Genomic DNA, 23,281 nt, shown 5'->3' on the forward strand with positions numbered 1-23,281 from the left:
TTTTATAAGAAATATTTTCTTCTGTAAGATAAGATAACATAAGTTTTCATCTTTAAGGAATGTATTGAATATACTAGTATTAAAATAATAAATATGGAGAAATGAAATGCTAGCTTTTTTGTTCATAATACTTGTAGTTTGCATCTCTGTGATCTTATATAATTTTCAAAGTAAAATTTCATCACAAAGAAGGCAGATACTATCTTTAAAATATGAAAATGACAATTTAAAGTCAAGAATATCAAAACAGATTCCCAGAAAAATAAATGTAAAATATATTACTCCACAATCCGTAAATGCCATGGTCACTATAAAAAGCAATATATATCTGGCTCCTGTTTTAAACTCCGCTGTAATAAATACCTTAGAAAAAAACACTCATATAAGAATCCATGATGGTATTGAAATTATGAATGAGTTCTGGTATGAAGTTTCTCTTGTTGAAAACACCAGAATAAACTCTAAAGGGTGGATAAAATCAAACTGTATAAAAGTGAATTTGCCAAATTCCAATATTATATAACTGGAGTTTGGCAAGTAATAAAGCTATGTGGCTTTACCTTTTATTTATACAGGGTCTATATATTCAACTAATATACCTTCATTTTGAAAAATATATTCCCTGATATATTTTTTTGTCTCTCATAGTCCTGTCAATTTCATTTAGGACCTCCCATTTTTTTAAGCTCCATTTAGGTCCTATGAGCAAATTTCTAGGTGAATCTCCAGTCAATCTATGAATTACCATATTAGGAGGAATACTGCATAAGGCCAAGCATACCATATCTACATATTCATCTTGTGTCATAAATTTTAGTTGTCCCTTATTGTACAGCTCCACAAGGGGAGTGTATTTCATTAAATGAAGTAAGTGAAATTTTACTCCCTGTATATCTTGATTTGAAATATACTTTATTGTATTCATCATATCAGCTTTATTTTCTCCAGGTAAGCCCATTATTATATGGGTTACTACATCAATTCCTATTTCTCTAAGTACACTTACGGCCTTCTCAAAAGTCTTTAATTTATACCCTCTATTTATTGTTTCTGCCGTACAGTCATTGGAAGTCTGAAGGCCAAGTTCCACCCAGGTATAAATTTTCTTATTGAATTCCTTTAATAGCTCCAACACCTCATATCCAAGGCAATCCGGTCTAGTAGCTATAGCCAGCCCTACTACTCCTCTTTGATTTATAGCCTCTTCATATTTCTCCCTAAGAACTTTTATCGGAGCATAAGTATTAGTGTATGCCTGAAAATATGCTATATATTTCCCGCATTTCCATTTCTTTTTCATCATTTGTTTTATATCCTCAAATTGTTCAGTTATAGATTTTTTTCTGTCTCCTGCAAAATCTCCAGCTCCCCTTTTACTACAGAAAACACACCCTTTTACACTTATGCTTCCATCTCTATTTGGACAAGAAAATCCTCCATCCAAGGATATTTTAAACACCTTGCATCCAAATTTTTTTCTCAAATAATAGTTTAAACTGTAATATGCCTTATCTCCCCACTGCATTTCCAAGTCCTATCCTTTCCATAATATAAGTATTGAAACCAACATACAGCAATTATATCACATTTTTACCGCTTTAAAATTCTTTAAGTTCAATTCCCATTTTCCAATGGTCTGGGGAAGTACACCTTTATTATTAATTTTAGATACAATGTCAAAATTTAATATACCTGCATCAAAAGAAGAAAAAATCACATCCACTTTATCAAGAGGAAAATTTTCTTCAAACTTATAACTTATCATATCTCCAGAATCTGCCTTATAAACTCGTATGCAATGTCCTATGTTGTCATTGGTATATTGAATCGCAATAAATTTTTCATCTGGAGAGAAAGTCAAGAATTCAACCTTAGAATTTTTTAAAATATCTAAATCAGTTATATCCTTACCTATAGATTTATTTTCTCCTTGCTGGCCACCCTGTCCGCCACCGCTTGAACCACCAGCATCACCACTTCCTCCGCCTCCCTGCTGCTCTCCTGAATCTTGAGACTGTACTTGCATGCTTTCATCTATTCTAATTATTCCTATATAGGAATCTTTGGAATAAGTAACCACAGCTAACCGATCACCGTCATAAGAAAAATTGATTATACCGAAATTAGTTTTGGGAACAGGGATTTTGTCTACATTTGCTTTATCATCTTTGCTAAATACATAATTAGGCATACTTCTAATGTCCGTTATTACACTTAAGCTTACGTCATTTTGATTTCTCATTTTTAATTTGTTTTTTTCAACAAATGCCTCTCTATTTTCCACATTATTTGTTTCATCCACCTTGTAATCATTGCCTTCTTTTATTATCTTTATAGAATACTCGTCTAAAGTTGCAAAGGGCTTGCTTAAATCAGCTCTCGCCACTTTCATCTTTAGAATACCGGATTTTCCAACTTCACTGCTGTCTATTAAATTATATCCTAAAATCTGCAGGTTTTTATTTTCATCTTTATTAGATCCTTTTAAAAGATTTTTAGAATACATTTTTTTAGCATTTTCCATATCATTTTTCATAAGGTACTTCATATACGTATCCGCTGTATTAGTAGCAGATTTCATGTCAAAACTTTCATTTATACTTTCCGTATCCTGTTTCTTACTCAAATTGCATCCAGATATTACACTGCAGAAAAAAATTATAAGCAGAATAAACTTAAATAGATTCTTTTTTTTCATGCATTTCCTACTGCACACATTTATTTGTCTATCCGCAATAGGAATTTCACCCCTTTCAAATTTATTTAACCCACTATACTATTTTATAAATTATATTTTTCCCCTAAATAAAATTTTAATTTATGATTCATTATTTTTATATGTCATTTATATACTTATATTAATAGGAGTTTGTTCAAGGAGGGATATTTTTGAAAGAAAAATTATTTTTAATTTTCCAGATATCTGCTGTTTTTATAGGCACAGTAGTTGGGGCAGGACTTGCATCCGGACAGGAAATAAGTCAATTTTTTACTCAGTATGGCTATAAAAGTTTTTTTGGTATATTACTTTGCTGTGTTATCTACATAATAATGTCTATTATAATAATCAACATAAGTATAAAATATAAATTAAACTCCTACGATGGTCTTATACTTTTAGTAAGCCCTGGATTTCTCGGTATAGTTACTAATTTTTTAACTACTTTTTTTTTAATCGGCGGTTCTTCAATCATACTGGCTGGAAGTGGAGCCTTGATACATCAATATTTTGGTGTATCAAGATGGATAGGTATATTGCTTATGGTTTTTATATCCATAATCATTTTATTCAGAGATACTAAGGGACTAATTGAAATAAATTCAGTAATAGTACCTTCTCTTATACTTGTTATATCAACCTTATTTATACTTCATTTAGTTTTTTATAAAGGCATAAATTTATCTTTTATAAAAAACATACCTTATTCTAAAAATAACTGGATTCTGTCTTCATTAATATATTCAGGATTCAATATATTATGCTGCAGCGGTGTACTCGTACCTCTTAGCCTTTCAATACGCAAGGAAAAAAGCCTTATAGCTGGCTCTGTTATAGGCTCCCTGGGGCTTACAGTTCTGGCTCTTATAATAAATTTTTTGTTGATTCTAAACATACCTTATATATTTAAATATGAAATTCCTTTATTATACATAGCCAACCGATTTGGCAAGGTACTTCAAACAATGCTCCTTTTTGTAATCTGGCTTGAAATGTTTTCTACAGAAGTATCGGATATATACAGTGTAGGGAAAAACTTTCAAGAAATATTCAATATATCCTACAATAAATCCGTAATAGTAATCATTCTAATTACTATCCCCATATCCCAAATTGGTTTTATAAATCTCATTTCCTTTTTATACCCGGCATTTGGAGTAATCAGCCTTATATTTATAACTCAATGCATAGCTTTTTATGTAAGGGATCATGGAAAATAATGGTGTTTTCCATGAATACCGAAAATCATCCAAAATTTTTAACTTTTAACTTAACTATAGTTCAGTTATCTTATGTCTTTTTATAAATTTTCCATAACCTTTTTTTCCTACGAACTGGCCATCCCGTGCAATTATCTCTCCTCGAACCATAGTTAAAACCGGATACCCTTTAACTTTAAAGCCTTCGTACATTGTATAATCAACATTCTCATGAAGAATATTTTTAGTTATAGTAACTTCTTTATTAGCATCTATTAAAACCATATCTGCATCTGAACCCACTGCAATATGTCCCTTTTTAGGATAAAGTCCTGAAATTTTAGCAGGAGCTGTTGAACATATATCAACAAACTTATTGATACTTATTCTCCTTTTTACAACACCTTCAGAAAACATAAGAGGTATCCTTTCCTCAATGCCAGGTCCCCCATTAGGGCAATCAGCAAAGCTGTCTTTTCCAAACTGCTTTTCCCCCTTATAAAAAAACGGGCAGTGATCTGTGGCTATGGTTTGTATATATCCATCCTTAATTCCACTCCACAGTGCAGTTGAATCTTTTTCCTTTCTCAGAGGCGGACTCAAAATATATTTAAGTCCATCAGGCTGTCTAAGTTTATCTTCCGTTAGAAAAAGATATTGAGGACAAGTCTCTGCATATACCATCTGCCCCCTATCTCTTGCCATTTTAATATATTCCAGTCCAATTTCCGTAGAAAGATGCACTATATAAAGAGGAGCATCCCCTGCAATTGCAGCAAGATTTACCATCCTGTTTACCGCCTCTCCTTCTGCTTCAGCCGGTCTGCTTAACGCATGATATATTGGTTGTGTTTTTCCCTGTTTAATGAAACGTTCTTTAAGGTATCTTATGGAATCATTATTTTCACAATGTACGGCAGTAATCCCTCCCAGTTCTTTTTGTGTACTCAAAAGTCTTAAGGCTTCATAATCACTTAACTTGAAATCATAAGTGAGGTACATTTTAGAGCTTGGAATCCCTTCTTCTATGGCTAACTTTTTTAACTCTTCTAATTTATTATCGTCAATATGCTGGATGACACCATGAAATCCATAATCTATGACAGCCTTTCCATCCGCATATCCATGATAAACTTTCACCTGATGCATCAGGTCACAATCCTTGGGACCAAATCCCATATGATCCACTATGCATGTAGTTCCGCCACAAGCAGCTGCTACCGTACCTGTGTAAAAATCATCACTTGCTGTTACCTTGCCAACATGGATATTGAGATGGGTATGTATGTCAATGCCGCCCGGTATTACATATTTCCCCTCTGCATCAATAACAGCATCGGCCTTCTTTGAAATATTAAGACCAATTTCTGTTATTATCTCATTTTCCACATATATATCACCCTTATACATATCTTCTGCTGTTACAATAACTCCATTTTTTATTAAAATAGATATGTGTACCACCTCCTAAAATCATATACATGATTTTGATTATTCTTAAATAAAAGCAAGAACCATTCCATTTCACAAAATCAAGCAATTCTTATGTGGGTTAAAGTTTACTCATCAACAAGGAGTGCTTTTCTCCATCATACCTTATTAACAGTATTCTTAGTGTCTTTAGCACTTAGAATACGTTATCCTTTAGGGGAAGAACTCATCCAGTAAAATCACACTTTGAAAAATCGGTGTGCTGAACGGCAGCCATAGAACAAAAACAATCCTATACTAGCTATATTTTAATCCTATTTTATAAAAGCCTCATTATCATTTTAATAAAAAATTATCTTTTTGATAATGAAGAATATAATTTTTATGGTGAACTATACAATTAAGTCCCATTAACTTATAATTTATTTTAATGGGATAGTGTTTACTAAATATGGAAAGGAAGTATTCTTTATGCTAAAGCTTCTCGAAAGCTGCAAGTTATGTCAAAGAAATTGCAATATAAACAGATTAAAAGGATATACTGGTTTTTGTAAAGCTGGTAAAACCATAAAAATAGCCAAAGTTTCTCTTCACAAATGGGAAGAACCCTGCATCTCAGGAAGTAACGGTTCAGGTACCATATTTTTCTCTCATTGTAATTTAAGATGTGTTTTTTGCCAGAATCACAGTATAAGTGCTGGAAATACAGGCAGAGAAGTATCAATACAAAGGCTCAGCCATATATTTTTAGAACAGCAAAAAAGAGGTGCTCATAATATAAACTTAGTTACTCCAACTCATTATATACCTCAGATAATCCAGGCTCTTGATATAGCTAAATCGAAAGGACTAACTTTACCTATACTTTTTAACACCAATGCTTATCAAACCATAGATACATTAAAAGCTTTAAAGGGATATGTAGATGTATATCTTCCTGATTTAAAATATTTTAACGATAAATACTCCATGAAATATTCCAATGCTCCAGGCTATTTTAATTGTGCCTCAAAAGCTATAAAAGAAATGTACGCTCAGGTAGGAAGTCCCAAGTTTAATAGCAATGGGTTAATAATAAAGGGTTTAATAATACGTCATCTTATGCTTCCAGGTTTATTGTTTGATTCAAAAAAAATAATAGATTATATTTATAATACCTTTGGAGATTCAGTATATATAAGCATTATGAATCAATATACTCCTATGTATAACTCTTATAAGTTTCCAGAAATAAACAAGGTTCTAAACCCCAAGCACTATGATTCTTTTATAAACTATTGTATTTCCCTTGGAATAAAAAATGCATTTGTTCAAGAAAAGGGTACATGTTCTGAAAACTTTGTACCTGATTTTGATTTGCAGGGTGTTTGATTTCTTTTATTTAAAAACTGGCTAAAAGAAATACTTGAATATTTATCTCTCAGTCAGTTTTTAAATTATCATATCTTGTATTTATCCAGTTCCGACTTAAAGGATTCTGTTATCTTTTTAAATTCTCCTATGCTAGTCATAAGATTTTTAATGTCATTTGTATAATTGGATACATTTGCGCTGACTTCCTGGGAAGATGCTGAATTCTCCTCTGCAATGGCTGCTAAGGATTCCATGTTATCATATATTCCGGATATAGAATCTGATTCCTCAGTCAGCTTATTTATGGTTTTTATCATGGAAGAAGCCACTTTTTTTATAGAAGTAGTTGCTTCATAATTTACATCTCTCACATTTTGAAGTTTGCTGCTTTCTCCTTGAAGTATATCAAACTGTGCTCCTATCTTTTCCACCAATACCCTTATATCTTCTATGAACTTAGCCAGATTGGAATTTATATCTTTCACCGCTCCCTGAGATTGTTCTGCCAGATCTCTTATTTCTTCAGCTACCACTGCAAATCCCTTCCCCTGTTCTCCTGCACGGGCAGCTTCAATAGATGCATTGAGTGCCAACAAATTAGTTTGTTCTGAAATTCCTGAAACTATAGAAACGATACCCGTAATATCCTTTGCCTTTGATTGAAGCTCAGAACCTTTATCCTTTACCCCTTGAAAGCTTTCCAAAGTACTTAGTATATTTCTGCTTGTATTGTCTACATTTTCATAACTATTATTTATCTTATCCATTGACTTTTCAAGTTCTAATTTATTGTTGTTTTCACTTTTTACTATACCCTTCAAATTTTGAATGTTGTCATTTAACACAGATACTACTTTTTCAGTATTCTCCGCTTGACTTACTGCACAATCTGCTACCTGTTCTACCACGTCAGATATCTCATTTGATGTATTATTCATAGAATTTGATATTTTATTTATATTGAACACAAATGTATTCATCTCATCAGTTACCCCTTTAAACCCCACAAAATCCGTTTTAACCGTCTTTTTATGTTCTTTTAGGAGATTATATATATATTCAAAAAAGTCATTTGTTTCTATATCTCCATCCTCAATATAATCATTCTCATTAATTTTCTTTATGGTATCTATTATAATAGAGCGGGGTTTCATAAGCATGGAACCCGATACATAGGCTCCTAAAAAAGCTATCAGCGAAATTATCACAGATTTAAATAAATTATTTAATCCAAACATGGGAATAGACACTATCAAACATAGTATAAAACTAAATACCCCAATTTTTACTCCAATGTCTTTTATAAATCCAAGAGAAAGCACCTTGCTAAAAACATAGTCTTTCTTATAATATATATCCCTATCAAAAGTAAATTTAAATCTTGCAGAATTATCTGTCTGATCAATCTTCTCTATGTCAAGTTTTTCTCCAAAAAACTTAGCACTTCCCTCTATCATTCCCATAAGATAATCAAACATGCCTCTTTCAGATTTGTATTCAAATACAGCAGTTCTAGATGATATGGGACTTATTGTTACAAGAGGTGGTTTTGCTCCTGGAAATTTTTTAGTCATAACTACATGCACATCAAACATTGACCTTAAAAATGAATACAAGTTTTCATGCTTAAAGAAAGCCGGATAATCTTTATAAAAAGCATTTATATTATCCAGTCCTATTTTTTTCCATAAAATTTTAATATCCTCATTATTATCTTTTGCTATAATCTGAATTGCCCTTTTTATTTCTTCATCATTTATATTTTCAATTGGCGAAAATATTTTGGATGCTCCCCATCCCACCTTATCCATGGCAATATTGACAGTTTCATCACCATAAAGCTTTCTGCAAGTTCTCATCCAGGTGGCAATCACAGTACCTTTCATTCCTTTATCCCCCCTATTGGCTATTATATACACAAGACTCCCTTATTATTTATTACAAGGAACCTGTTTATAACATAATCTCCACTTTATCTAACTTTGCAATTACCTTCAAATTTTTAATTTGAACGGTTTCGGTTCTTATAGTATTTTTACCGCTTATAAGAAGCATTTTATTAGAATCCAATTTTTTTATTTGTCTTAATTCCCTCTTTTCATCATATTCTACTAAATATATGGAATTGCTTTTAATTTCTCTAGTAATATGTGCAAAGGCCAAATCCCCCTTGTGTATTCTGAAACCTTCCATATCCTCACTTTCTATCTTTAAATACAATACCTTATCCTGTGCATATCCTTCTATTTTATTTTCAACCAGGGGAAGCTGTTTGAATCCAATAGGCCTATCCATTTTATATTTATAAACAGGTATTTTTTTTAGAACCGATCCAAAGGCTTCATCCCAGATATCTTTTACCTTTTCATTTTTACCGGGCACTGGAGAAAATTTCTCCTTTTTCCCTTCATCATATACCTGTTCCTCAAAAGACATGGTTATATCATTCATATCTTTACCTAAGATCTTAGAGATTCTATCAATTATTTCTTGGTTGGCTATTTTTTTTCCCATTTCCACTTCATTGATGAATCCTTCAGAAACTCCTAACTTTTTAGCAAGTCCTTTTTGACTAATTTTTGATTCCATTCTTGCAGATTTTATTTTTTCTCCTATTCTACTCATTTTTCCCCTCCAATACCTTAGCTATATTGCATAATATAATTAATTTGACTTAACATTATGCTATTCAGAAACCTTACTATTATTTTTTTCAAACCATTCCCTTTCCTGTAGAAGATGAGTTAATAAATAATTAAAACTCCAATCAATAGAAGTTTCAGTTACCACAGCTAAAATAGGCCTTTCATTAACCTTGTTCTTCAATTCCCCCATAATGCCGCTTATCTGTGTATCTGTCAGATTATTGAATAGCACTACTTTCTCCTGTACATCATCAAAGTTATCCTGTGCTTTTAAATTTCCCTCCAATATATCCCTTATCTTCATTCCTGTCATATGATTTTTTATTACTCTAAAATTATCAGCATTGAAATCCTTACCTATTTTTTCTATAATCCTTTCAGTATTTTTGTCAAAACCATACATGAGTATAGTTCTATTGTCCTGGGAAGACATCATCATCCATCCTTTCTCAGACTACTAAAATCAATTTGCAAAAGTCACAAAAAACATCAGTATATGTAATCTAATCTTACAATTAATCTTCTGCCCGTAAAAGCCTATAGCTTAATCCTATAATATCCTGGCTATTCATAGAATTAAATATCTTTATATTTCCCACTCTATCCCTGTTATTAATTACAATATTATACTTAATCAGCTGCCTTTTCAGCTGTTCTACAGTACCCTTGCTCCCATCTATTATTGGTACATTATCATCCAATACTTTAGATATACTCTTCCTTATAAATGGATAATGAGTACAACCCAATACAACAGCTGCAATTCCATTATCCTTTAAAGGATCCAATTTCACCTTTAAATAATCCTCAATCTCTTTTCCTTCTATTATGCCCTGTTCAATAAGCTCCACAAGTCCCGGGCAGGGCAGTGGCTTTATTATTGAATTTTTATCATATCTTCTCATAAGATTATTAAATTTCTTTTCTGATAATGTCATAGGAGTTGCCATTATCACTATTTTCCCTTTTCTGTTAAACTCCACTGCTGGTTTTAAAGCTGGTTCTATGCCTATTACCGGCATATACTTGCTATATCTTTTTCTTAAATCTATTATAGCTGCACTAGTAGCAGTATTGCATGCAATAACCAATGCTTTTATATTTTTCTTCAACAAAAATTCTACAGCATTAAATGTAAGTCCTTTTACCTCTTCTACATCCCTTATTCCATAAGGCGCCATCTTTGAATCCCCAAAATATACAAAATCCTCATTTGGTAAAACCTTAACAGCTTCTCTTAAAACACTTATGCCGCCTATTCCAGAATCAAAAAAACCAATTGGTCTGTCCTCTGACTCCACTTTATCACCTCATTAATTCTAATCAATAAATGTTATTTTATTATATATATTATATATTATAGATTTAAAGTATACAAATTTTAAAAATACTGCATAAATATACATTATTTTTTTATTTTATACTCTTGATAAAATGCCAGGTACTTATATTTTAACAATATTGCAATTTCAACTATAAATTCCTTCAAAATATATTGACATATACACATATTAATTATAAAATCATAGATATATAAAATTTAAAAATATAAATTATAGATTTATTATGCACAATGATTAGAGTATTAATTTACTCTTCTAAACTATTTAGTAGGAGGGAAAACCATGTTAAAAGATCTGATCTATATAGTGCCTAAGGAAATGCACTCGGAAGAAAACTTAAAAAAAATCTTAACTTCCCATCCAGAAATAAAATTCGTATCCCTGATAGGTATAGACCTTTCTGGAAATGACACTGATGAAAAAATTCCCATTAAAATTCTCTTAGAGGACATAACCGCCTTTTTAAAGGGTGCAATCCAAACTGACGGCTCATCTGTAGTTCTTCCTGGAATTGCCAGCTTAAACAATGCAAAAGTAGATATGATATGCGACTTGGATGTAAACTGGTACGTAGAATACAATAAAGACAATGAGGATTTCGAAACAGGAAAACCCATCGGAACCCTGAGAATTCCCTGCTTTTTATATCACGAAAACAAAGCTGTAGATTCAAGATACACTTTAAAGAATTGTATACAACACTTCAAAACAAACCTTCTGAATTTATTCAAGGATCACCCGGATTCCTTATCTTCTTTTAAAATAAAATATGAGGATATAGATGATGTAGTTGCCACCTGTGCAACAGAATTGGAATTTTGGGTAAAAACACCTAATGATGAAGCTGAAATTGAAGAACTTTCTACATCTCAGGTACTCCAGGAGCAATACTGGACGAGAACAAAGGGTGCTGTTAGGACAGCTTTAGAGCAAACTATTTTGACTATGGAAACCTATGGTCTGGAACCGGAAATGGGTCATAAGGAAGTAGGCGGAGTAAAAGCTCAAATTGATGAATCCGGAAATTTCAATCACATAATGGAACAATTGGAGATAGATTGGAAATATTCTACTGCTGTACAATGTGCTGACAATGAACTTCTTGTAAAAAGTATAGTCAAAGAAACATTCAGGAATAACGGACTTGAAGTTACTTTTCTTGCTAAACCTATAGATGGAGTTGCCGGCAGCGGTGAACACACTCATATAGGATTGGCCTTGAAATTAAAAAATAATAAGATAATAAATTTATTTTCTTCTACTAAAAACCACTTTTTAAGTATTTTCGGATATTCTTCTGTAATGGGTATACTTAAAAATTATGAAGTCATTAATCCTTTTGTATCTTCTACAACTGATTCCCTTAGAAGGTTAAAGCCAGGATTTGAAGCTCCAATTTGTATTGTAACCTCTATAGGACACTCTGTTGATTTACCTTCAAGGAATAGGACAGTCCTTATAGGTGTTATAAGGGATCTTGTAAATCCTTTAGCCACAAGATTTGAGCTCAGGGCTCCAAATCCTCGTACCAATACTTATTTGGCTGTGTCTGCAATATATATGGCCATGATGGATGGAATAAATTACGCTTTAAAAAATAATAAAACAGAGGATGAGCTCTTATCTGAACTTTCTAAAAAACCTGGAGAAGATGCAGATTATTTGGAAAAGGAAAGAGCCTATAGAACTGAAGAAAATATATTTGAGGATTTTACCGATGAGGAAAGAGAAAAATTCTTCGGTAAAGCTCCTGCAACTGTATACGACAATCTCTCTGCTATTGATAAATATCCTGAGAAGAAGGCTGTGTTGGTTAAGGATAATATATTGAATGACAAATTAATAAACAGTTTTAAACTTGGTGCTACAAAAAGATGGCTCATAGAAATAAATCACAGAATCATAAATGAATTCTGTAATGAAATAAGGAACTGTAAAATGCTTCATTCTATAGATAAAGCATTGGATCTGGATGTAGCCAATTGGATGAAAATAGAAGAACTCAGATATTATTTGATGAAAGATTCTTATTCTAAAAAAAGTTTATTTTCAAGAATAAGAATTGCATCTGAAAACAAAAATTATGAGGAAGTTTCCAAACTTCAAATAGAAGCTGAAGAAAAGATGTCAGAATTAAGAAATTTATACTCAATATACAAAAAAAATTTATTAGATATTTAATAAAAAATGAGAGTAAGCTTTAAGCTTACTCTCATTTTATGAAATGTTAAAAACTCTTTAAGGGGAAATTTTTTATCAGCATTTCTTTTTTGTTATTTATTGGTTTCCAGAGCGCTATCCTATCAATCTTAGCCATTTTGTGCACTTCTTCTCTTTTAACGCTTTCACAAGCTGCTGAATATTCTTTAGAACTCCATTCTCTCATAGCATAATTGGTATTGGCCAGTGAAATATGTAAATCCCAATTATTTATATCTTTCCTGACATCAAATTTATACAATTTTAACTTTTCATTTATTTGTCTTGCCAGCCTTATAATATATCCTTTGTTTTCTATCTTCAAATTCACAGATTTATAAGGAGGTTCAAAACAAATAGCCCCATTTATCTCAACTTTAAACTTTTTATATGGTTTTATTATTTCTGAAACAATTTTATCAAATTTATCTATATCTGGATTTTCCACAACCTCCAGAGTTATATGTAAAACTGGCATATTTCTATACAACCTGTATTTCCTACATATATTTTTTTGTATATGTTCAATATATGAATAAGAATCCTTATCAAACAAGGCCACTAAATAGTACTTCATTGTTTTATCATTCCCCCAAATAATATTATAAATATATACTTCATTTTATAATATTATATCATAGAACCATCATCTTTAATAATGCTAAATTTTTTCAATAGTTTTTAGTATATAAAGCATTTAATAATGAAATACTAGTATTGTTATAAAATTTATAAAAGAAGAGGTGTTATTATGAATACTAATCACAATAACAGTATTGGCTGTATAGTTAATGAATGTAAATACCATGCAAAGGATACCAACCATTGTACACTCGATAAAATAGAAGTTACAAAACATGAGGCAATGGCAAAAGATGTTCAATGTACCGATTGCGGAAGCTTTATGAAAGACTAGTTACTTTAAGATTTATCCATCTAAAATAATATACCCATAGAACCCGGTTTTATTAAAAATAAAACCGGGTTCTTATTCTGGGAATAATTATTTTAACCTTCTGCCCATATTTTTAAATTTTGTGTTAAAATAATATAAAATTATGATATAATAAATTTTGTGTAATATGAATTAAATTTTGAGATTTTCTAAACTTTATATAAATATAAATTTGTGATAAGGATGGATATATGAATGGATAAATTGGTAATTAAAGGTGGAAATCCTCTTTCCGGTTCTATAGAAATTAATGGTGCAAAAAATGCTGCTGTTGCAATATTACCGGCCTCAATAATGGCTAGTAGCGGCATTTGCTCTATTGATAATATTCCTAATATAGAAGATGTTCACTGTATAGAGAGAATTCTTGCAAGCTTAGGCTGCAAAATAAAGACAGGTAAAAATTCAGTAGTAATTGATAGTACTACTATAAATAGCATAGATGCAAATACTGATGACGTAAGAAAGATGAGGGCTTCCTATTACCTCATAGGTGCATTGCTTGGCAGGTTTAAGAAGGCCAGAGTTGAACTGCCCGGGGGATGTCCCATAGGCGTTAGGCCTATAGATCAGCATATAAAAGGTTTTGAAGCACTGGGTGCCAAGGTGGAAATCAAGCACGGATGTGTAGTGGTAAAGGCTGACAAATTGATTGGAACTAGTATATTTTTTGATGTAGTAAGTGTAGGCGCCACTATAAACGTGATGCTGGCTGCCACACTTGCCGACGGCATCACTACTTTGGAGAACGTGGCAAAGGAACCTCATGTAGTAGATGTGGCAAATTTTTTAAACAGCATGGGAGCAAATATCAAGGGTGCAGGTACTGAGGCAATACGAATTGTGGGCGTAAAGGAACTGAAAGGATGTTCCTACAGCGTTATACCGGATCAGATAGAAGCAGGTACATATATGATTGCTGCCACAGCATGCGGTGGAGAGGTTGTGGTGGAAAATATTATACCTAAACATTTGGAATCCATATCAGCAAAACTTATCGAAATGGGTGCCGAAATAACGGAAGATGGTGATTCCATAACTGTAAAATCTAATGGAAAGCTGAAGGGCGTAAATATTAAAACTCAGCCTTACCCTGGTTTTCCAACTGATGTACAACAACCTCTCAGTGCACTTTTAACCGTAGCCAAAGGCAGAAGTATCATAAATGAAAGCATATGGGAAAGCAGATTTAAACATGTAGATGAACTAAAAAAGATGGGCGCTAATATCAAAGTTGAAGGTAGGACTGCAATTATAGATGGCGTAAACAAACTAAGTGGAGCCATAGTCAAAGCCACAGATCTAAGAGCTGGCGCAGCAATGGTAATAGCTGGCCTTATTGCAGAGGGTACTACCGAAGTCTTAAGTATTGAACACATTGATAGAGGATATCCAAATATAGAAGACAAATTCAGGGCCTTAGGTGCTGATATAAGAAGAGTATCTTATTCTAAATAATATTACGGGGAGTATTCTAATATGATTTTTTGTCCTTTGTACAGCGGCAGCAGTGGAAATAGTGTATTTTTAGCATCTCATAATGCTAAAGTTTTAATAGACGCAGGTCTTTCCGGTAAAAGTATAGAAAAGGCTCTTGTAAGAATTGGCTACAATCCCAGTGAAATAGATGCAATATTAGTTACCCATGAACACATTGATCACATCAAGGGAGTAGGTGTTTTATCCAGAAAATACAATATACCTATATATGCAAATTCTCTTACATGGAAGGCTATGATAAAGTGTATTGGTAAAATAAGAGAAAATAATATCAAAATAATTTCTACTAATTATATAAGCATAAAGGACATGGATATAACAAGTTACTCTATATCTCATGATGCTGTAGATCCTTATGGTTATGCCGTTAACTGCGGCAATAAAAGAGCCTGTGTAGCAACAGACCTAGGATTTATTTCGGAAAAAACTAAATCTATATTAAAAGACTCAGATGTATTACTTCTAGAAAGCAATCATGATGTAGAAATGCTAAAATTTGGTCCATATCCTTATGAACTGAAAAGAAGAATTTTAAGTAAAACAGGTCATTTATCCAATGACGATTGTGGAAAAGCTATATTGGATATTTTAAACAGCAGATTTAAAAGGATTATCTTAGGACATTTAAGCAAGATAAACAATTATCCTGAGTTAGCCTATCAAACTGTAGTAACTACTTTAAACGAGGCTGGTGTTAAATTAAATATAGATGTAAATATATCTATGGCGAAACGTGATGGGCCTAGCAATTTTATAAATTTTTAATAAAAAGGTGATAAGATATGAAAAAAATCTTCAGCATATTACTATGTTCTACAATTGCGTTTTCTAGCTTAACACTGACTGCCTGTGAAAAAAAAGATAATTTAAGCATGAACAATAAGCAGAAGGAAAAAGATATAGTTCTTTCAAAAGAAAAAACTAATTTATTGGATTTAGATATTTATTTCAATTCTTCAGATAAATCAAACAGTGTTAAAATTACAAAAGAAAGCAGAGTCATAAAAAAAGATGAGCTGTTAGCTGAAACAATAGTAAACGAATTGATAAAAGGTCCCTCTGTGAACAGCAAATTAACTCCTATACTTCCTAAAGACAGCAGAATTATAAGTATCTCAATAAAAGATAATATTGCTTATTTGGATCTAAGTAAAGAAGCTAATGTCAAAATGACCTATACTAGAGAGGAGGCTTGTTTGAAGAGCATAATTTTTTCTCTTGAACAGCTCCCTACTATAAAAAAAGTTAAAATTTTTATAGATAATAAGGACTCCAACCTTTGGGGAAACAATTTCGACTTGTCTAAACCCATGGGGAAAAGTGACATAGAACATTCAGGCAAAAACTAAATACTGCTTATTTAAAATTTATTTTCAAACTTTGAGAGGAGGTACTGCGGCTAAATACATGCAGCAGGATAAAATATGAATTTGTATAAAGAATGGACAGACATGGTAGTAAATTTTGTGAAGGAAAAAGGTGAAGCTGCTTTCTGGCGGGAATACGGTTCGGTTGAAAAAAGTATTTATACAGAAATATTATCTCAACATGACTCTGCCATAAGTGGAACAATAAAAGATCTGGCTGAAAAATTTAAAACTTCATCAATATTTTTTACAGGATTTTTAGATGGAATAAATCAAAGTATTAAAAAACCTTTAGAATTGGAAAACTTGGAGGAAATCTCCACTATTGACATAGAAGTTGATTTTGAAAAACTATACTATAATATGTTAGATGCCAAGGCTGATTACCTATATAAACTTCCCCAATGGAATTCCATATTTTCGGAAGAAAAAAGAAGGGAAATTCATAAAAGCTGGGCTGCTTCTAAAACAATAATTAATAAAGACAAAATAGGTAGAAATGAACCCTGCCCATGTGGAAGTGGTAAAAAGTATAAAAATTGCTGTGGAAAAAATAATTAGTAAAAAATCCTTGCACAATTTAATTTGTGTAAGGATTTCGTTATAGCTTAAAATTTGCCTCTAATATCTTTTATTTTTCTATAAGCTGTATCTTCCAGCGGCAGTTTAGTTCTAAATTTCCCATCCAACTTGAAATAAGCTCCTTGAATGGCTGGTGCTGTTGGAATACAGGTTATTTCTCCTATTCCCTTGGCTCCGCATGCAAGGGAAGAATTATTACCTTCTATTATTATAGTTTCTATTTTAGGAACCTTTGGTGCTCTAAAAAGTCCTAAAGTCCCAAATTTAGCTGCAGGTACTGAATTTTTCAATGGATAATCCTCCGTAAGTGCATATCCAAGTCCCATTACAACTCCACCTTCTATCTGGCCTTCAATATTAGTTGGATTTATGGCCTTCCCTACATCGTGAGCAGCTATTATCTTTTCAACTACTCCTTTTTCATTCAAAACTGCCACTTGAGTTGCATAACCATATGCTACATGACTTATAGGATTAGGTTTATCTGAATTTATTGGATCTGTAACTCCTGAATACTCTGCATAAAAGTCCCTGCCCTCTAACTCTTTGATTGATTTACTTTTCAAGGCTTTCTTAAGTTTTAATGCTACTAACCTAGTGGCTTCTCCTGTAAAAACAGTTTGCCTGGAGGCAGTAGTTGTACCTGAATCAGGTGTAATCTCAGTATCTGGAAAGTCCACTGTTACATCACATGGATATATGTCTGCAGTTTCACAAAGCACTTGGGTAACCATAGTGGCAAGACCCTGACCTATACAAGCTGCACTAGTTCTTATATGCACCTTCCCATTTATTATAGTCAACCTACATCTGCCTATATCCGGAAGTCCTACGCCTATGCCGCTGTTTTTGAAACAACTGGCTATTCCAGTATAAGGATATTTTTCATATTCATCTTTTACTGCCAGAAGAGTTTGTTTAAAAGCTACATCATCTTCTGCCACTTGTCCATTAGGAAGTACCTGACCTGGTTCAATGGCATTTTTATATCTGATCTCCCAAGGTGATATACCAACCTTTTCTGCCAGTAAATTCAAATTACATTCTATAGCAAATACAGATTGGGTGACTCCAAATCCTCTAAAAGCCCCTCCTGGAGGATTATTTGTATACACTGCAATTCCCTCAACCTCTACATTTTGATAATTATAAGGTCCTGCTGCATGTGTACAGGCTCTTTGAAGCACAGGCCCTCCAAGAGAGGCGTAGGCACCGGTATCAGATATAATCTTTGCTTTCAAAGCTGTTAAAACTCCTTTCTCATCACATGATGTTGCAAACTCCATTTCCATAGCATGTCTTTTAGGATGTGTGATGATACTTTCTCTACGACTTAAAGTGACCTTAACTGGTTTTTTAGTATACCAAGCTAGAAGAGCTGCATAATGTTGAACGCTCATATCTTCCTTTCCGCCAAATCCCCCGCCAACATATTTGCTAATTACCCGCACTCTTTCAGGATCCAAACCTAAGATATTGGAGATTTCCCTGCGATCATCATATACTCCCTGCGTTCCGGTATATACTTTAACTCCATCACCATAAGGCATAGCCAGTGAGGACTCCGGCTCTAAAAAGGCATGTTCTGTAAAAGGTACTGAATACCTTTGGGTAACTACATACTTGGATTTTGATATAACTTCATCCGCATTGCCTCTTTTCAAGACTTCTCTTGAAAGTATATTACCTTTAGAGTGCACCTTAGGAGCATCTTCTTCCATAGCTTTTTCTGGAGAAATCAATGGCTCTAATTCTTCATACTCCACCCGAATTAAATCCAGGGCTTTTTGTACAGCTTCTTTGGTTTCTGCTGCAACCAAGGCAATGGAATCACCCAAATATCTGGTTTCTTCTCCCACTGCAATCATAACTGGCCAGTCACTTATTATATGACCTGAATATCTCTTGCCTGGTATATCCTTAGCTGTAAGCACTGCCTCAACACCAGGATACTTCTCTGCCTCACTTATATCTATAGATTTTACTAAAGCTCTAGGGTATTTGCTTCTTAAAGCCGAACCATATAACATTCCATCTACATGCATATCTCCTACATATTGTGCTGTACCCAATGTTTTATTTCTTGCATCAACTCTGTATATCCGTTCTCCAACAAGTCCCTTAAAATTTCTTTTAGGGGGCTCAATTCCCTCCTTGAAAGCTTTTGCTGCCATACTTATAGCTTTTTCTATTTTTACATATCCAGTACATCTGCATATATTACCACTAATAGCTGTTTTTATATCCTTAGGCGTTGGATTCAAATTTTTGTTTATAATGGATTTAGCACTTATAACCATTCCAGGAATACAGAATCCACATTGTACTGCTCCGGCTTCGGAAAAGGCCCATGCAAATACTTCTTTTTCTCTCTGGGTGAACCCTTCAATAGTTGTTACATTTTTGCCTTCTACTTTAGACAAAGTAAATAAACATGCCCTTGCGGCTTTATGGTCGATTAATACCATACAAGCTCCGCAGGCACCTTCACCACACCCATTTTTTACTGACGTCAACCTTTCATTATCTCTTAGATAATCTAATAGCTTTTTATCTTCATTTACAACCTTTTCAACTCCATTTAAAATGAACTTATACATATTATTCTCCTCTTTGGCACCCTTAAAAACATATACAATCTCTATGGATTACAAACTCTGGTAGTCTCCATCCCATACTATCTTTCTATATTTATCTGGATCCGTATCGCCCTCTGTACTAAATAAAAGTACTTTTGAATTTTCATCCAATCCTAATTCTTCCCTAAGTCCCTTTAAATCATCTCTTGTCATTATTGAGCATAAAAGACCTGTTGTAACAGCTCCTGATTCTCCTGAAATAACTTTATTATCTCCTCTCAATGGATTTCCAAGAACTCTCATTCCCTTGGCGGTAACCCAATCTGGACATGCTACAAATTCACTGCTATAAGACTTTAGGACTTCCCAGCCTATGGTATTTGCTTCTCCACAAGCAAGTCCTGCCATTATAGTTGGCATATCCCCGCCAACTGACCTTACTTTTCCATCGTTTGCCACCGCAGATTTGTATAAACAAGCTGCTTCATCCGCCTCCACTACAACTGTTTTAGGACAATCATCTCCAAATACAGAGGCAAAGAAACCCTGAACCGAGCCCGCAAGGGATCCAACTCCGGCTTGTATGAATATATGCGTAGGTCTTTCAACCTTTAATTTTCTCAATTGCTCCAAAGCTTCCATTGACATAGTTCCATAACCTTGCATTATCCATGTTGGTATTTTTTCATAACCTTCCCAGGCAGTATCCTGAACCATAACCCATCCATTTTTTTCAGCATTTTTATTAGCCAGCCTAACAGCATCATCATAATTCAAATCAGTAATTGTAACATCTGCACCCTCATTCTTTATGTTCTGAAAACGGTTGTCAGATGAGCCCTTCGGCATATACACAACTGATTTTTGTTTTAATTGAGATGCTGTCCATGCAACTCCACGTCCGTGGTTTCCATCAGTAGCAGTTATAAAAGTTATTTCTCCCAGTTCTTTTCTTATTTTATCAGAGGTGATTTCTTTATAGCCTAGCTCTGAAATATCTTTATTAAGCCTTTGAGCCAAATAACTTCCCATTGAGAAAGATCCTCCAAGAACTTTAAATGCATTTAGTCCAAAGCGATAGGATTCATCTTTTACATATATACCGCCTACTCCAATTTTCCTTGCCAGATTATCCAAATTAACTAAAGGCGTTTCTGAATATTGAGGGAAGCTTTCATGAAATTCTTTAACCTTTTTAATTTCATTTTGGCCTAAAAATTCCACGGACTTTTTTTTCTCTACTTCAATAGTATTTTTTTTCCATAATATTTTCTTATTCATTTTATTTATCTCTCCTCTTCACAATAACTTTTTTATATAACTTAAAATAAAAGCAATAATCATTCCATAACAATTTAAGAAAGACTTTATATAAATCCATACCTAAAATCCAACAGATCCAAACTACAGAATATCTTAAAAAAAATATCAATTATCATTATGATATTTTTTTTCATAATGATAATTGATAAAAATTCACTTTATATTTTCTAACTTCCTGTACAGGGTTGCAATACCTATGCCCAATTTCTTTGCCGCCCTTTGTTTACCTTTTGTATCAGATCCATATATGTCCAGAGCCCTTAATATATATTTTTTTTCAACTTCTTTAATTGGTTCTATTAATTTACATGATGAATCATTGCTATCCAATTGTCCCCTATAATTCAATATGGTTTCAGGAAGCATATCCTCAGTCAGAACTTCACTTTCACCCGCCATATTTATCATAAACTCTATAGCATTTTCTAACTCTCTTACATTACCTGGCCAGGGATAGTTTATCAAAAGCCTCTTTGCTTTATTATCAATAGTATGAGTACCATTACTAAAAATATAATCATATTTTTCAATTATGTTCATAGCAAGCATTTCTATATCTTCTTTCCTATACCTAAGGGGCGGTACCTCCATAGGTATAACATTAAGACGATAATACAAATCCTCTCTAAACTTATTTTCCTTTATAAGCTTTTTTAGATCTCTATTAGTAGCAGCTATAACACGTATATTCAAATTCATAAGCTGATTGGATCCTATTCTGACTATTTTTTTTTCTTGAATAACCCTTAATATTTTAACTTGTAAATACAAAGGCATATCTCCGATTTCATCTAAAAATATTATGCCTCCATTGGCCAATTCAAACTTCCCTATTCTTCCCCTAGGATCTGCTCCACTGAAAGCACCTCTTGCATATCCAAACAACTCACTTTCCAGAAGAGTATCTGGTATGGCTCCGCAATTTATTGCTATAAAAGGTTTGTCTCTCCTATCACCTTCAGAATGTATAGCCTTAGCAATCAGTTCCTTTCCTGTACCGCTTTCTCCTGTTATAAGTACCGTTGATTTGGAAAAAGCCATTTTCTTTATTTTATCTTTTAATTTAATCATCAACTTGGACTTTCCTATAATATCATCAACTTTAATTTTCTGTGTTTTTGCCACTTTATACATCTCAGTCTTTAACTTTCGTATTTTATCAAATATAAATATCTTATCATAGAAGGGCAGTCTTGGGGAAACTGGAATCAATTGTCCCATTAGATACAGTTTTTTTTCATTTATTATAACTGTGTACACTTCCGTACCTGCTATATACTCATTGGTAGCAGTTATCTGTATACTATGTTTAAATCTTCCCAGATTTACATCAAGCTGATCCATTGCACTACTGTTCATATGGACGATCTCATTTTTATCGTTCATAACTACTACACCCTTATCCACAGAATCCATAATCTGCTTTAGAAGGTTTATCATCATATTGTTTCTCTTATTTTCAAAATGAGCATATACTTTGGAACTTATAAAATCTGCAATTTGTTCTAAAATTTCCAGATAAGACTTTATATTCTTTTTTACCCTGTGTTTTTGTTCATCATCTGAACATATAAACCCTATAACCCCAATAATCTCTTTTTCATAAATTATAGGCATAGACACCTGCATTTTCTCAATGCAGTGTTTTCTATTATCACAATTTTTACACAAAAAATTCCTACCTGGATTTTCTATTATTTGTCTTTCTCCAGTTTTCAAAACGTGATCATATGCATATCCTTCTGTTGAAATATCTTCATTAGTTTTTTCACCATATATGCCTGTACCTGCAATTCTTAAAAAGTCCTTATCCACTATTTCCACATCTACATTTATTGTATTTGAAATTATATTTGCATACTTAACAACTGTAGGTTGTATTTGTTTTAAAACAGAAGCTTCCTTCATATATTAATCCCTCGCAAATCTAAAAATCCCACTCCTATAGAGCAAGAATTACCAGTTTGATATAAATTTATACTAAAAATATAATTTAATTATATTATACACTATAGCAGAACCAAATTTATTAAATATATATGCAATTATCAGTTTGATAATAAAACCCTGTTAAAGGTTCGCTACA

At 32.8% G+C, this 23,281-nt stretch carries 20 protein-coding genes; 9 read left to right on the forward strand and 11 right to left on the reverse strand.

Features of this window, described 5'->3' with window-relative positions; all coding sequences use genetic code 11:
- Nucleotides 1-106 precede the first annotated feature (106 nt).
- Complete coding sequence (locus ACYUJ6_RS16685) at nt 107-523, forward strand: hypothetical protein (RefSeq protein ID WP_461843800.1); 417 nt, start codon at nt 107-109, stop codon at nt 521-523.
- A gap of 78 nt (nt 524-601) precedes the next feature.
- On the opposite strand, the gene mnmL is transcribed toward ACYUJ6_RS16685, so the two are convergent.
- Both mnmL and ACYUJ6_RS16695 read right to left on the reverse strand, forming a co-directional pair.
- Nucleotides 602-1,525 carry a tRNA modification radical SAM protein MnmL/YtqA gene (gene mnmL, locus ACYUJ6_RS16690; protein ID WP_461845529.1) on the reverse strand — a complete coding sequence of 308 codons (924 nt, stop codon included), beginning with the start codon at nt 1,523-1,525 and terminating at the stop codon, nt 602-604.
- A gap of 57 nt (nt 1,526-1,582) precedes the next feature.
- The gene (locus tag ACYUJ6_RS16695; RefSeq protein WP_461843801.1) at nt 1,583-2,698 is read right to left on the reverse strand and encodes a hypothetical protein; all 1,116 of its coding nucleotides are present in this window, start codon (nt 2,696-2,698) and stop codon (nt 1,583-1,585) included.
- 191 nt (nt 2,699-2,889) lie between these two features.
- Here ACYUJ6_RS16695 and ACYUJ6_RS16700 point away from each other — a divergent pair, with 191 nt between their 5' ends.
- Entirely contained in the window at nt 2,890-3,939 is a 1,050-nt protein-coding gene (locus ACYUJ6_RS16700) for a YkvI family membrane protein (protein WP_461843802.1), read from the forward strand.
- A gap of 54 nt (nt 3,940-3,993) precedes the next feature.
- On the opposite strand, the gene hydA is transcribed toward ACYUJ6_RS16700, so the two are convergent.
- Complete coding sequence (gene hydA / locus ACYUJ6_RS16705; RefSeq protein WP_461845530.1) at nt 3,994-5,373, reverse strand: dihydropyrimidinase; 1,380 nt, start codon at nt 5,371-5,373, stop codon at nt 3,994-3,996.
- 447 nt (nt 5,374-5,820) lie between these two features.
- On the opposite strand from hydA, the gene ACYUJ6_RS16710 reads away from it, so the two are divergent.
- Complete coding sequence (locus tag ACYUJ6_RS16710) at nt 5,821-6,720, forward strand: radical SAM protein (protein WP_461843803.1); 900 nt, start codon at nt 5,821-5,823, stop codon at nt 6,718-6,720.
- Nucleotides 6,721-6,788: 68 nt separating this feature from the next.
- Here ACYUJ6_RS16710 and ACYUJ6_RS16715 read toward each other — a convergent pair whose 3' ends face one another.
- From ACYUJ6_RS16715 to murI, 4 genes are all read right to left on the reverse strand, one after another.
- On the reverse strand, nt 6,789-8,588 hold the full coding sequence (locus ACYUJ6_RS16715; protein WP_461843804.1) for a heme NO-binding domain-containing protein: 1,800 nt from the start codon (nt 8,586-8,588) through the stop codon (nt 6,789-6,791).
- Between the two features lie 67 nt (nt 8,589-8,655).
- A complete protein-coding gene (locus tag ACYUJ6_RS16720; RefSeq protein WP_461843805.1) occupies nt 8,656-9,327 on the reverse strand; it encodes a S24 family peptidase in 672 nt (223 codons plus the stop codon).
- Between the two features lie 60 nt (nt 9,328-9,387).
- On the reverse strand, nt 9,388-9,780 hold the full coding sequence (locus tag ACYUJ6_RS16725) for a DUF3783 domain-containing protein (RefSeq protein ID WP_461843806.1): 393 nt from the start codon (nt 9,778-9,780) through the stop codon (nt 9,388-9,390).
- 82 nt (nt 9,781-9,862) lie between these two features.
- On the reverse strand, nt 9,863-10,648 hold the full coding sequence (gene murI / locus ACYUJ6_RS16730; RefSeq protein ID WP_461843807.1) for a glutamate racemase: 786 nt from the start codon (nt 10,646-10,648) through the stop codon (nt 9,863-9,865).
- A 324-nt stretch (nt 10,649-10,972) separates the two neighbouring features.
- Between murI and ACYUJ6_RS16735 the strand changes: the two genes are divergently transcribed.
- Nucleotides 10,973-12,871 (forward strand): type I glutamate--ammonia ligase, encoded by a 1,899-nt coding sequence (locus ACYUJ6_RS16735; protein ID WP_461843808.1) that lies wholly within the window; start codon nt 10,973-10,975, stop codon nt 12,869-12,871.
- Between the two features lie 46 nt (nt 12,872-12,917).
- Here ACYUJ6_RS16735 and ACYUJ6_RS16740 read toward each other — a convergent pair whose 3' ends face one another.
- Entirely contained in the window at nt 12,918-13,466 is a 549-nt protein-coding gene (locus tag ACYUJ6_RS16740) for a 2'-5' RNA ligase family protein (RefSeq protein ID WP_461843809.1), read from the reverse strand.
- A gap of 174 nt (nt 13,467-13,640) precedes the next feature.
- On the opposite strand from ACYUJ6_RS16740, the gene ACYUJ6_RS16745 reads away from it, so the two are divergent.
- From ACYUJ6_RS16745 to ACYUJ6_RS16765, 5 genes are all read left to right on the forward strand, one after another.
- Entirely contained in the window at nt 13,641-13,805 is a 165-nt protein-coding gene (locus tag ACYUJ6_RS16745; protein ID WP_461843810.1) for a DUF1540 domain-containing protein, read from the forward strand.
- Nucleotides 13,806-14,039: 234 nt separating this feature from the next.
- On the forward strand, nt 14,040-15,302 hold the full coding sequence (locus ACYUJ6_RS16750) for a UDP-N-acetylglucosamine 1-carboxyvinyltransferase (protein ID WP_461843811.1): 1,263 nt from the start codon (nt 14,040-14,042) through the stop codon (nt 15,300-15,302).
- A 21-nt stretch (nt 15,303-15,323) separates the two neighbouring features.
- A complete protein-coding gene (locus ACYUJ6_RS16755) occupies nt 15,324-16,109 on the forward strand; it encodes an MBL fold metallo-hydrolase (protein ID WP_461843812.1) in 786 nt (261 codons plus the stop codon).
- 17 nt (nt 16,110-16,126) lie between these two features.
- On the forward strand, nt 16,127-16,693 hold the full coding sequence (locus tag ACYUJ6_RS16760) for a GerMN domain-containing protein (RefSeq protein WP_461843813.1): 567 nt from the start codon (nt 16,127-16,129) through the stop codon (nt 16,691-16,693).
- 75 nt (nt 16,694-16,768) lie between these two features.
- Nucleotides 16,769-17,272, forward strand: coding sequence for an SEC-C metal-binding domain-containing protein (locus ACYUJ6_RS16765; RefSeq protein ID WP_461843814.1), 504 nt, complete (start codon nt 16,769-16,771; stop codon nt 17,270-17,272).
- A 47-nt stretch (nt 17,273-17,319) separates the two neighbouring features.
- Here the strand turns inward: ACYUJ6_RS16765 and xdh are convergent, their stop codons facing one another.
- The 3 genes from xdh to ACYUJ6_RS16780 form a co-directional block, all read right to left on the reverse strand.
- A complete protein-coding gene (xdh, locus tag ACYUJ6_RS16770) occupies nt 17,320-19,893 on the reverse strand; it encodes a selenium-dependent xanthine dehydrogenase (protein ID WP_461843815.1) in 2,574 nt (857 codons plus the stop codon).
- Between the two features lie 48 nt (nt 19,894-19,941).
- Nucleotides 19,942-21,153, reverse strand: a complete 1,212-nt coding sequence (gene dpaL, locus ACYUJ6_RS16775) for a diaminopropionate ammonia-lyase (protein WP_461843816.1) — start codon at nt 21,151-21,153, stop codon at nt 19,942-19,944.
- 195 nt (nt 21,154-21,348) lie between these two features.
- The gene (locus tag ACYUJ6_RS16780) at nt 21,349-23,103 is read right to left on the reverse strand and encodes a sigma-54-dependent Fis family transcriptional regulator (protein ID WP_461843817.1); all 1,755 of its coding nucleotides are present in this window, start codon (nt 23,101-23,103) and stop codon (nt 21,349-21,351) included.
- Between the last annotated feature and the right edge of the window lie 178 nt (nt 23,104-23,281).

This window comes from Clostridium sp. JNZ X4-2 (assembly GCF_054889485.1).

What these genes read in the sequence shown, in the direction of transcription:
- ACYUJ6_RS16765 (WP_461843814.1), top strand. Translation starts at nt 16,769, where the DNA reads ATGAATTTGTATAAAGAATGGACAGACATGGTAGTAAATTTTGTGAAG.
- mnmL (WP_461845529.1), bottom strand. Translation starts at nt 1,525, where the DNA reads ATGCAGTGGGGAGATAAGGCATATTACAGTTTAAACTATTATTTGAGA.
- ACYUJ6_RS16760 (WP_461843813.1), top strand. Translation starts at nt 16,127, where the DNA reads ATGAAAAAAATCTTCAGCATATTACTATGTTCTACAATTGCGTTTTCT.
- ACYUJ6_RS16685 (WP_461843800.1), top strand. Translation starts at nt 107, where the DNA reads ATGCTAGCTTTTTTGTTCATAATACTTGTAGTTTGCATCTCTGTGATC.
- ACYUJ6_RS16750 (WP_461843811.1), top strand. Translation starts at nt 14,040, where the DNA reads ATGGATAAATTGGTAATTAAAGGTGGAAATCCTCTTTCCGGTTCTATA.
- ACYUJ6_RS16715 (WP_461843804.1), bottom strand. Translation starts at nt 8,588, where the DNA reads ATGAAAGGTACTGTGATTGCCACCTGGATGAGAACTTGCAGAAAGCTT.
- dpaL (WP_461843816.1), bottom strand. Translation starts at nt 21,153, where the DNA reads ATGAATAAGAAAATATTATGGAAAAAAAATACTATTGAAGTAGAGAAA.
- ACYUJ6_RS16740 (WP_461843809.1), bottom strand. Translation starts at nt 13,466, where the DNA reads ATGAAGTACTATTTAGTGGCCTTGTTTGATAAGGATTCTTATTCATAT.
- ACYUJ6_RS16695 (WP_461843801.1), bottom strand. Translation starts at nt 2,698, where the DNA reads ATGAAAAAAAAGAATCTATTTAAGTTTATTCTGCTTATAATTTTTTTC.
- ACYUJ6_RS16710 (WP_461843803.1), top strand. Translation starts at nt 5,821, where the DNA reads ATGCTAAAGCTTCTCGAAAGCTGCAAGTTATGTCAAAGAAATTGCAAT.
- ACYUJ6_RS16745 (WP_461843810.1), top strand. Translation starts at nt 13,641, where the DNA reads ATGAATACTAATCACAATAACAGTATTGGCTGTATAGTTAATGAATGT.
- xdh (WP_461843815.1), bottom strand. Translation starts at nt 19,893, where the DNA reads ATGTATAAGTTCATTTTAAATGGAGTTGAAAAGGTTGTAAATGAAGAT.
- ACYUJ6_RS16735 (WP_461843808.1), top strand. Translation starts at nt 10,973, where the DNA reads ATGTTAAAAGATCTGATCTATATAGTGCCTAAGGAAATGCACTCGGAA.
- ACYUJ6_RS16780 (WP_461843817.1), bottom strand. Translation starts at nt 23,103, where the DNA reads ATGAAGGAAGCTTCTGTTTTAAAACAAATACAACCTACAGTTGTTAAG.
- ACYUJ6_RS16720 (WP_461843805.1), bottom strand. Translation starts at nt 9,327, where the DNA reads ATGAGTAGAATAGGAGAAAAAATAAAATCTGCAAGAATGGAATCAAAA.
- ACYUJ6_RS16725 (WP_461843806.1), bottom strand. Translation starts at nt 9,780, where the DNA reads ATGTCTTCCCAGGACAATAGAACTATACTCATGTATGGTTTTGACAAA.
- ACYUJ6_RS16755 (WP_461843812.1), top strand. Translation starts at nt 15,324, where the DNA reads ATGATTTTTTGTCCTTTGTACAGCGGCAGCAGTGGAAATAGTGTATTT.